This is a genomic window from Immundisolibacter sp. (assembly GCF_041625615.1).
Classification (GTDB): domain Bacteria; phylum Pseudomonadota; class Gammaproteobacteria; order Immundisolibacterales; family Immundisolibacteraceae; genus Immundisolibacter.
Window position 1 is genome coordinate 1 of the sequence record NZ_JBFJTF010000094.1, and the last position, 9,233, is coordinate 9,233.

Consider the following 9,233-nt stretch of genomic DNA (forward strand, 5'->3'; position numbering starts at 1 on the left):
CCATGTACATGCACCGCACCGGCCACTGGCTGGGCATGGACGTACACGACGTCGGCGAATACAAGCTCGGCGATGCCTGGCGGGTGTTCGAGCCCGGCATGGTCACCACCATCGAGCCGGGCCTGTACATCGCCGCCGGCACGCCCGGCGTCGACAAACAGTGGTGGGACATCGGCATCCGCATCGAGGACAACGTCGTGGTGACCCGGCGCGGGCACGAGATCACCACCGGCGGCGTGCCCAAGACGGTGGCCGACGTCGAGGCCCTGATGGCCGGCCCATGACGACCGACTGCGATGTGCTGATCGCCGGTGCCGGACCGGCCGGCGCCGCCCTGGCGCTGGCGCTGTCCCCGCTGGCGCTGCGGGTATGCCTGGCCGACGCGGCGCCCGACCCGACTGCCGACACGCCCGACCGACGCGCCCTGGCGCTGGCGCTCGGCAGCCAGCGCATCCTGGCCGGCCTCGACGCCTGGCCGGCGCTGGTGCCACTGGCGACACCGATCAGCGCCATCGCCGTCACCCAGCGCGGCTGGCCGGGCGTCACCCGCCTCGACGCCCGCGCCGTGCGGGAACCGGCACTCGGTTACGTGGTCGGCGACCGCGCCCTGCAGCGGGCGCTGCTGGCGCGCCTGACGGACTGCCCGGTGCAGCGCCTGCCGGCGGCGGTCGGGGCCATCACCCCGGACGGCGAGCGGCTCGAGGTCACCCTGGCCACCGCGAACGGCAGCCCGCAGCGGCTGACGACGCGTCTGCTGGTGGCTGCCGACGGCAGCGGGTCGGCCGTCTGTCGCCTGGCCGGCCTGGCCACGCAGCAGCGCGAGCTGCCGGACAGCGTGCTGCTGGCGCACCTGCACACCGACCGCCCGCACCACGGCGTGGCGCATGAACGCTTCGCCGACGGCCGGGCGCTGGCCCTGCTGCCGGCCCCCGGCGCCTGTGACTACACCCTGGTCTGGACACTGCCGCACGCGCGCGCGGCCGACCTGGCCGCGCTGCCACCGTCCATCGTCGCGCCCATGCTGCAGGACGTCCTCGGCTGGCGTGCCGGACGCGTGCGCCGGCTCGACCAGATGCGCTGCGTGCCGCTGCGCGAGCAGTGGCTGACGCAGGCCACCGGCACGCGTCTGCTGGCCATCGGCAACGCCGCCAACACGCTGCACCCGATCGCCGCCCAGGGGTTCAATTCCGGCCTGCGCGACGTGGCAACCGTCGCCGAACTGCTGGCCGGGGCACGCCGCGCGGATGACGACCCCGGGTCCGACACGCTGCTGGCCGCCTACCAGCGCCGGCGCGAGGCCGACTGGCGACGCCTGCGCCTGGCCACCGGCTGGCTGCCGCGGCTGTTCGAGAACCCGGCACCGCCACAGGCGGCCGCCCGCAGCCTCGCCCTGGCAGCGCTGGACCTGTGCGGGCCGCTGAAGCGGCACCTGATGCGTCGCGCCATGGGCCTGCACGGACCGCAGGGTCCCCTGCAGCGGGGGCGCTGGCCGTGACCGACAGCGACGTCGTCATCGTCGGCGGCGGCATCACCGGCGCCGCCGCCGCCGTGGCGCTGGCCGGCGCCGGCGCGCGTGTGACGCTGCTCGATCGGCAGGCGCCGCCCGCGCCGGCGGCCAGCGGCGCGCCGCTCGACCTGCGCGTCAGCGCCATCCACGCCGCGGCCGCCGCTTGGCTCACGCACCTGGGCGCCTGGCCACTCGTGCCGGCCAGCCATCGCTCGCCGTTCGGCAGCATCCAGGTGTGGGATGCCGGCTCGCGCGGCCGCATCGGCTTTGACAGTGCCGACCTCGGCCAGCCGTGGCTGGGCCACATCGTCGAGAACCGCGCCCTGGTGGCCGCCCTGCACGCACGCCTGGCCGCCCTGCCAACGGCGCGGCTGCGGGCACCGGCACGGCTCGAGGACTGGCGCACCGATGAGCACGGCGTCCACCTGCGGCTGGAGGACGGCAGCCACCTGCACGCGCGGCTGCTGGTCGGCGCCGACGGTGCCGACTCGCCGCTGCGCCTTGGCGCCGGCATCGCCAGTCACGACACGCCGTACGGCCAGTGCGCGGTGGTGTGCAATGTCGGCACCGAAAGGCCACACGACGCCATCGCCCGCCAACGCTTCCTGGCGACCGGACCGCTGGCTTTCCTGCCGCTGGCCGACGGCCGCAGCGCCGTCGTCTGGTCGACCACCACGGACGCGGCGACCCGCCTGGCGGCCTTGCCGGAAGCGCAGTTCGCACAGGAGCTGGAGGCGGCCTTCGAGGGACGGCTGGGCGCCGTGACGACCGTCGGCGAACGCGCCGTGCTGCCGCTGCGCGGGCGCCTGGCGGAACGCTACGTCGGCCCGCGCCTGGCGCTGCTGGGCGACGCCGCGCACGTGGTGCACCCGATGGCCGGGCTCGGCGCCAACCTGGGCCTGGGAGACGCGGCGCAGCTGGCCCGCATCGTCAGCGACGCCCTGCGTGCCGGACGCGACCCGGGCGCCGCGGACGGCCTGCTGCGCTACCAGCGGACACGGCGCGCCCAGAACCTGCCGGTGGTGCAGGCCATCGGCGCGCTGCATCGCCTGTTCGGCGCCACGGCAGCGCCACTGCGGGCACTGCGCGGCGCCGGACTGCGCCTGACCGACCACGCCGCACCGCTCAAACGCGCCTTGACCGCTGCCGCCTGCGGACTGGACGACACCGCCTTCGACCACTGATTGCCCGGGAATTTCCGCGCTCGAAGGCCGGCCCGGGGTGGCCGGCCCGGCAACGCAGGCAGTGCACGGACCCGGGTAGTTCTTCGCGAACCCCGCGCGTCAGTCAGACGCCACCAGCGTGCGCCCCAGCCGCGCCGCCAGCTGACCTGCCAGACGTTCGCCAACGACGACCGGATCGGCCGCCGCCGGCTGCAGGTCGCGCAACTGCGTCACCGCCAGACCCGCGTAACCGCAGGGGTTGATGCGGGCGAACGGCGCCAGGTCCATCGCCACGTTGAAGCTCAGGCCGTGGTAACAGCAGCCACGCCGCACGCGAAGACCAAGCGCGGCGATCTTGGCATCGGCCACGTACACACCGGGCGCGCCCGCGCGCCGCTCGGCGACAACGCCGCACTTCGCCAGCAGATCGATCACCGCCTGCTCGAGCGTGTCGACCAGGCGCTTCACGCCCAGGCCGGCCCGCTGCAGGTCCAGCAGCGTGTACAACACCACCTGGCCGGGACCGTGATACGTCACCTGGCCACCCCGGTCGCAGCGCAGCACCGGCACCGCGCCGGCGTCGAGCACGTGCTCGGGCTTGCCGGCCAACCCCAGGGTGAACACGGGCGGGTGCTCGAGCAGCCACAGCTCGTCGGCGGTGGTGGCGTCACGCCGGTCGGTGAACGCCTGCATGGCAGCCAGGGTGTCGGCGTACGCCACCTGCCCCAACCGGCGCAGGCAAAGCACGCTCACTGGGCGCGCAGCTCGGCCTTGAGCGCCTGGTAGGCATCCCACACGCGGCGCCAGACCGCACCCGGCAGGCCATCGCCCACGGGTACGCCGTCGAGCCGCGTCACCGGCAACACCTCCTTGGTGGAACTGGACAGCCAGATCTCGTCGGCCACCAGCAGTTCCTTCAGGCGCAGCGGGCGTTCATCGACCCGCAGGTCGACCTGCGCCGCCAGCTCCAGCACCAGATCACGCGTGATGCCGTGCAACAGCCAGTTGCTCGGCGGCGGTGTCACGACGGCGCCTTCGATCACGGCAAACACGTTGCTGGCCGCGCCCTCGGTCACCCAGCGGCCGCGGTGCAGGATGGCCTCGTCGGCGCCCACGTCGATGGCCTGCTGACGCAGCAGCACGGCGCCCTGCAGCGCGATCGACTTGATCTGGCACCACTGCCAGCGCATATCAGCGCAGCTGATGGCCTTCAGCCCCTGATCCAGCTGCACCGCCGGCACCGGCTTCAGTGGCCGCGGGATGGCGAACACCGTCGGTGGACAGTCGGGAAAGGCGTGGTCGCGCGGCGCCACGCCACGGGTAACCTGCAAATACACCGACGCGTCGCCGCCACCGTGACGGTCGAGCAGTTCGGTCAACAGCTGGACCCATTCACGCGCCGCGTGGGGATTCTTGATGCGGGCATCGGCCAGACTGCGCTCGAGCCGCGCCACGTGGGCCTCCAGGCGCAGGTAACGCCCACCATAGGCCGGGATCACCTCGTAGACACCGTCGCCATATACAAACCCGCGATCGAGCGGGTGCACGCGTGCCTGCGACAACGGCAAAAAAACGCCATCGAGCAGGACGGTGATCTGCTCCTCGTCCGGCAGGGCGGCCCTCATGACGTCATTCCTGCCACCACAGGCGCACCGCGTCGATGGCGCGCCGGACCAGCCCGCCTTCCTCGACCGCCTGCAGGGCGACCAGCGGGCGCTCGAGCAGCACCTCGTCCCCCAGCTTGACGCGCAGCACCCCCTGCGAAGAGCCCTGCGCCACCGGCGCCATCAGGCGCGGCGCCACCTCGACCGAGGCGGTCAGCTCGTCGTACTGGCCGCGTGGCACGGTGATGTAGAGGTCCTCGGCAAGACCGAGCGGCACCGCCCGCTGCTCGCCACCGAACACCGGTGCATCGGTGCGCTTCTCGCCGACCGGGAACAGGCGGTGGGTCTCATAGAACCGAAAGCCCCAGTTGAACAAGGCCTGCGCCTCGCGAAAGCGCGAGCGGTCGCTGTCGCTGCCCATGACGACGGCGATCAGCCTCATGTCCTCGTCCTGCCGCGACGCCACCAGGCAGTAACCGGCAGCCTCCGTGTAGCCGGTCTTCAGCCCGTCCACCTTGCTGTCCCAGAACAGCAGCCGGTTGCGGTTGGGTTGGGTGATGTTGTTCCAGGTAAACGACTTGAAGGCATACCAGGGGTAATAGTCGGGGAAGTCGCGGATGGTGGCCGCGGCCAGGCGCGCCATGTCCAGCGCGCTCGAGTAATGGTTTTCCGCCGGCAGGCCGTGCGAATTGACGAAATGGGTGTTGGTAAGGCCCAGGCGCTGCGCCTCGGCGTTCATCAGATCGGCGAACACCGCCTCGGTGCCCGCCATGTGCTGGGCCAGCGCCAACGTCGCGTCGTTGCCGGATTGCGTCAGCACGCCGTGAACCAACACTTCCACCGGCACCGGCTTGGCCGGATCGATGAAGCTGCGCGAGCCACCGGTGCGCCAGGCCTCGGTGCTGATGGTGATCTCATCCTCAAGCTTGATGTCGCCCTGCTTGAGGGCGTCGAAAGCGAGGTAGGCCGTCATGATCTTGGTCAGGCTGGCCGGCGGCTGCGGCACCTCACCGTTCGTGTCCACCAACACCTGACCGGTGTGGTAGTCGTAAAGCACGTAACTGCGCGCGCCCAGCTGCGGGGCGCTGGGCACCGGCGTCGCCGCAGCGACGCTGCAGACCAGGAACGACACGCCGAGAATCGGAGCCTTGAAAGAAAATTTGAACTGCATAAGGTCGTCGCAGGTTGAGGAATTGCGGATGCCTCACCGACATCCGGAGAACACATTACAGGGCCGGTTACGCGGTGGGTCCCGGCACACTCAGGGCAGGCGAAGGGCCGGCAGGCCCAACGCAGCCAACCGTGCCGTCAGCTGATCGGCCATCGACGGCGCCACCGGACCCAGGCGCACCTTGTGCAACGACCGACCGCCACTGCGCTCGACCTGCACCTGCACGGGCGTCAGCGCCTCGGCACGCAGGCGACTGGCCACCCGCTGCGCGGCGTCCGCGTCGCCAAAGGCTCCAACCTGCAGGTAAACCCCGCCGGTCATGGCCCGCTGCGGCGGTGCCGGCGTACCGCCTGGCACGAGCGCCTGGACAAGGACCGGACCACTGCCGTCCCCGACCAGGCCAAGCTTGGCCGCCGCGGCATAGGACAGGTCGATCACACGTCCGCGCCGAAACGGGCCCCGATCGTTAATTCTAACGACCACACTGCGGCCATTGCCCAGATGCGTGACCCGCACGTAACTCGGAATGGGCAGCGTCGGGTGGGCGGCGGTCATGGCCAGCATGTCGTAACGCTCGCCGTTGGCCGTCGGCCGGCCGTGAAACTCCCGCCCGTACCAGCTGGCGGTGCCGCGCGCCTGGTACCCGGCGGCGCTGGCCAAGGGGCGGTACTCGACGCCATCGATCGTGTACGGACGCAGGCACGGCCGGCACAGCGGCTCGTCGCGCGGCACGGCGTCCGGAATGTTGCTGACATCGACCGGCCGCAGCGGCGGCCCATCCTGGCGGTAATCCGGCCCCCGTCGCGCCCCGGGGCCGGCACACCCCGCAAGCACCGCCAGCACCAGTATCAGCGCGGCACATCCGAAACCCGGCACCCCACGCCAGGGTCGTCCGGTGTCCCTGCGTGGCACGACCACCCTCAGCGGCGACTCACCGAGCCGCCGACTTCCGCTCACCGATGGCCGCCGCCAGTTGGGTTACCGCCATGGCGTATAACGCACTGTGGTTGTAGCGGGTGATGGCATAGAAATTGTCGAAACCAAGGTGGTATTCGTCCCCCTGGTCGCCCTCCAGACGAATCACCGCGGCCTTCAGCGTCGCGCCGTCCGCGGCGTGTCCGGCACTGACCCCGCGCGCGCGCAGCTCTTGCAGGGTCAACGCCGGCTTCAGGCCGGCATCGGCCAAGCCGGCGGCCTCGGCCGTGACCGTTGCCGGCACACTGATCGGCTGCCCGCGCTGCCAGCCATGACGGCGCAGATAGTTGGCCACGCTGCCGATGGCATCGGCCGTGCTGTGGAGCAGGTCACGGTGGCCGTCCTGATCGAAGTCCACCGCGTAGGCGCGGTAACTGGATGGAATGAATTGCGGCAAACCGAGCGCCCCCGCGTAGGAACCGGTGACCGTGACCGGATCGATGCGCTCCTCGCGCCCGAGCAGCAACAAGTGGCGCAGTTCGCGACCGAAAAACGCACTGCGCGACATGCCGGCCACGGCCAGCGTGGTCAGCGCGTCGAGCGCCCGGTAGCTGCCGGTCACCGCGCCGTAGCGGGTTTCGACACCGATGATGGCCGTGATCACTTCCGCCGGCACACCGTGCTCGGCCTGCGCCCTGTCCAACAGGTCGGCATGCTGGCGCCAGAACGCGACGCCACCGTCGATACGCTGCTCGGTCAGAAAAATCGGCCGGTAGCGCGACCAGGGCATCTTCTCGGCCGGCCGGGTAATGGCATCGATGATGCTCTGCTTGAACTCGGCCTGCGCGAACAGGTGTTCGAGGGCCTCGCGTTCGAAGCCGTCCTCCTGCACCAGGGTCGCGACCAGCTCCTGCAGCGGCGGATGATCCGCCAGCGGCACCGCCGCCGCCGGCCCCGTGCCGCCCAGCATCAACACGAACGCGAGCGTGCGGCCGCGCATCAGGCGGGCCACAGTTTTCGATGGGCACGAATGCCCATCAGCATGCCGAATCCGAGCATCAGGGTAACCATGGACGTGCCTCCGTAACTGACCAGGGGCAACGGCACTCCGACCACCGGGAACAAGCCGCTGACCATGCCGATGTTGACCAGAACATAAACAAAAAAGGTACACACCAGTCCACCGCCCAACAACCGGCCGAAGCCATCGCTGGCCTGCATGGCGATGTGCATGGCACGGGCGATGATAAAGCCGTACAGCAGCAACAGGCCGATGACCCCGAGCAAGCCGAATTCCTCCCCGAACACGGCGAACACGAAATCGGTGGCGCTCTCGGGAAGGAAGTGCAGGCGCGTCTGCGACCCCTCCAGCCAGCCCTTGCCGTAGAAGCCGCCGGACCCGATGGCTATCTTTGACTGGATGATGTGATAGCCGGTACCCAGCGGGTCGCGCTCGGGATCGAACAGCGTGAGTACCCGCTGGCGCTGGTAGTCGTGCATTCCGAACAGCCACAGCAACGGCAGGCCGGATGCCACCAGCACCCCGAACAGGCCGATGAGCCGCCAGCTGAGCCCGGCAAGGAACAGCACCGACAGTCCACCCGCCGCCACCAGCAGTGACGTACCCAGGTCCGGCTGCGCCGCGATCAGCAGTGTCGGCACCATCAACAGGGCAACCGCAATGGCCACGTCGCGCGGCGCCGGCGGCAGGGCCCGATCGCTCAGAAAGCGCGCCACCATCAGCGGCACCGCCAGCTTGGCCAGCTCCGACGGCTGGAACCGCAGCAGCCCCAGGTCCAGCCAGCGCTGGGCGCCATGACCGATGGCGCCGATGGCATCCACCACCACCAGCAGCACCACGGTCAGCAGATAGACGGGAGCGGCCAGGCGCTGCAACCAGCCCAGCGGCACCTGCGCCGCCAGCAGCGCCAGCGCAAGCCCGATGGCCACGCGCACACCCTGGCTCTCCAGGGACGCCATGGCCGCGCCGCCGGCACTGTAGGCCAGCAGCAACCCGATCCCGCACAGCCCAAGCAACCCGACGAGCAACGGCCAGTCGACATGGAACTGTCGCAGCGTGCCCAGCCAGTCACTCATGGCGCCTCCTGCTGCCGAAACCACGCATCCAGCACCTGGCGTGCCGCCGGCGCCGCCGTGGCACTGCCCGAGCCGCCGTTTTCGACGATGACCGCCACCGCGATGCGCGGGGCCTCGACAGGCGCAAAGGCGATGAACAGCGCGTGATCCTGCAGGTGCTTTGGCGCGTCACGACCGCGATCCTCGCTGTTCTGCGCCAAGGAAAACACCTGTGCCGTGCCGGTCTTTCCGGCGGTCACGTACGGCGCATCGGCAAAGGCGCGGTGAGCGGTGCCGCCCGGTGCCACCACGGCGCGCATGGAATCGATCACGGTCTGCCACTGCCCGGCGTCCGCCACGGGGCCCGACACACGATCCTCGAAGGCCAGCGCGACCGGGGCGGCCACCAATCGCGGCGGCGGCGTCGACCCGCGACTGGCCAACTGAGCCGTTGCGTACGCCAACTGCAACGCGGTCGCGGTGTTGTACCCCTGCCCGATGCCGGCGATCAGGGTCTCTCCCGGATACCACGGCGCACCGCGTGCCCGGCGCTTCCAGTCACGCGACGGCAGGATGCCCGGCAGCTCGCCTGGCAGGTCGATGCCCGTGCGCCGGCCGAAGCCGAACGGCTCCAGCTCCTTGTGTATCCGGTCGATGCCGAGCCTGAAGGCCAGGTCGTAGAAATACACGTCGCAGGACTGCGCCACCGCCTCCAGCAGATCGACCCGCCCGTGGCCATGCCGCTGCCAGCACCGGTACCGACGCGGCGACGTGCCCAGCGTGTACCACCCCGGACA

The 9,233-nt window shown here is 70.6% G+C and carries 10 protein-coding genes; 3 read left to right on the forward strand and 7 right to left on the reverse strand.

Translation table 11 applies throughout. The features are described from left to right. From ABYX71_RS08330 to ABYX71_RS08340, 3 genes are all read left to right on the forward strand, one after another. Nucleotides 1-284: M24 family metallopeptidase (locus tag ABYX71_RS08330; protein WP_372696036.1), on the forward strand; the 284-nt coding region annotated here is incomplete at its 5' end. Beyond that, entirely contained in the window at nt 281-1,495 is a 1,215-nt protein-coding gene (locus tag ABYX71_RS08335) for an FAD-dependent monooxygenase (RefSeq protein ID WP_372696037.1), read from the forward strand. The genes ABYX71_RS08330 and ABYX71_RS08335, both read left to right, overlap by 4 nt. Continuing rightward, nucleotides 1,492-2,691: an FAD-dependent oxidoreductase gene (locus ABYX71_RS08340; RefSeq protein WP_372696038.1), complete on the forward strand. Its 1,200-nt coding sequence runs from the start codon at nt 1,492-1,494 to the stop codon at nt 2,689-2,691. Before ABYX71_RS08335 ends, ABYX71_RS08340 begins: the two co-directional genes overlap by 4 nt. Before the next feature lie 99 nt (nt 2,692-2,790). Here ABYX71_RS08340 and lipB read toward each other — a convergent pair whose 3' ends face one another. From lipB to ABYX71_RS08375, 7 genes are all read right to left on the reverse strand, one after another. Continuing rightward, complete coding sequence (gene lipB / locus ABYX71_RS08345; protein ID WP_372696039.1) at nt 2,791-3,423, reverse strand: lipoyl(octanoyl) transferase LipB; 633 nt, start codon at nt 3,421-3,423, stop codon at nt 2,791-2,793. Beyond that, nucleotides 3,420-4,295, reverse strand: coding sequence for a D-amino acid aminotransferase (locus ABYX71_RS08350; protein WP_372696040.1), 876 nt, complete (start codon nt 4,293-4,295; stop codon nt 3,420-3,422). The genes lipB and ABYX71_RS08350 overlap by 4 nt, the downstream gene beginning before the upstream one ends. A gap of 4 nt (nt 4,296-4,299) precedes the next feature. Beyond that, nucleotides 4,300-5,445, reverse strand: coding sequence for a D-alanyl-D-alanine carboxypeptidase family protein (locus ABYX71_RS08355; protein WP_372696041.1), 1,146 nt, complete (start codon nt 5,443-5,445; stop codon nt 4,300-4,302). A 90-nt stretch (nt 5,446-5,535) separates the two neighbouring features. Then, the gene (locus ABYX71_RS08360) at nt 5,536-6,357 is read right to left on the reverse strand and encodes a septal ring lytic transglycosylase RlpA family protein (RefSeq protein ID WP_372696042.1); all 822 of its coding nucleotides are present in this window, start codon (nt 6,355-6,357) and stop codon (nt 5,536-5,538) included. A 19-nt stretch (nt 6,358-6,376) separates the two neighbouring features. Next, nucleotides 6,377-7,360 (reverse strand): lytic murein transglycosylase B, encoded by a 984-nt coding sequence (gene mltB / locus ABYX71_RS08365; RefSeq protein WP_372696043.1) that lies wholly within the window; start codon nt 7,358-7,360, stop codon nt 6,377-6,379. Beyond that, the gene (rodA, locus tag ABYX71_RS08370) at nt 7,360-8,457 is read right to left on the reverse strand and encodes a rod shape-determining protein RodA (RefSeq protein WP_372696044.1); all 1,098 of its coding nucleotides are present in this window, start codon (nt 8,455-8,457) and stop codon (nt 7,360-7,362) included. The genes mltB and rodA overlap by 1 nt, the downstream gene beginning before the upstream one ends. Then, on the reverse strand, nt 8,454-9,233 hold a 780-nt coding region (locus ABYX71_RS08375; protein ID WP_372696045.1), incomplete at its 5' end, for a penicillin-binding transpeptidase domain-containing protein. The genes ABYX71_RS08375 and rodA, both read right to left, overlap by 4 nt.